Annotated in this window: 1 protein-coding gene; it reads left to right on the plus strand. The window is 60.6% G+C overall.

Annotated elements, in window-relative coordinates; translation table 11 throughout:
- The first annotated feature begins 96 nt into the window (after positions 1-96).
- Positions 97-549 (plus strand): VOC family protein, encoded by a 453-nt coding sequence (locus GWG65_RS40215; protein WP_247387124.1) that lies wholly within the window; start codon positions 97-99, stop codon positions 547-549.
- Positions 550-962 lie beyond the last annotated feature (413 nt).

Here is a 962-nt window from a genome sequence, read left to right on the forward strand (position 1 = left end):
GCCCCCTGCCCCTCCCCCCATTTTCCTGCTATCTCCTACTCCCGCCGTCCCCGGCCCAAACCAAAAACCCTCCATCCGTTCCAGGGAGCAACAACCATGCGATACCTCCACACCATGCTGCGCGTGCGCAATCTCGATGTTGCGATGAAGTTTTACCAGGATGCGCTGGGACTGAAGGAGGTGCGGCGGATCGAGAACGACAAGGGGCGCTTTACGCTGGTGTTCCTGTGCTCGTCCGACGACCTCGAGGCGCTGAAGAAGCAGCCGCAAACGCGCGGCGCGCCGCTGGTCGAGCTCACCTACAATTGGGACGAGGAAAAGTATGGCGAGGACCGCTTCTTCGGCCATCTCGCCTATGAGGTCGACGACATCTACGCCACCTGCGACAAGCTGATGAAGGCCGGCGTCACCATCAACCGGCCGCCGCGCGACGGCAACATGGCTTTCGTCCGCTCGCCCGATCTGCACTCGATCGAGCTGCTGCAGAAGGGCGAGCCGAAGCCGCCGCAGGAGCCGTGGTCGTCGATGCCCAACACCGGCCACTGGTAGCGCGCGCCGCTGGAACAAGCCATCGCACCTTGCGTTCTCTTGCCAATGAGCGATTGGAGGAGGACGCTATGGGACGCGGCATTTTGTTGTGGCTATTGGGCGTGCCGATCCCGGTGATCATTCTGCTGTGGCTGTTCTTCGGCCACTGATCATCGATATGCTTTGCATGAAAGCTCCGCCGATAGCGGAGCTTTTTGCATGATTGCCTCGCCGCAATCGACGTCGCTCCGCACGGCAAATTCCGCTATCACCCGCGCGTGACGGGCTCGTAGCCCGGATGGAGCGCAGAGACTGGGCAAGAATTTCATCTTCATTTGAGCAAACGAGGGTACGATTCGGCATGGCGAATCGCACTTTCAAGACCGGCATCAGCCGGGATCAGCCAAGCTTCCTTCCGCCACGTGTGGACGATT

The organism is Bradyrhizobium sp. CSA207 (assembly GCF_029051685.1).
GTDB lineage: Bacteria > Pseudomonadota > Alphaproteobacteria > Rhizobiales > Xanthobacteraceae > Bradyrhizobium.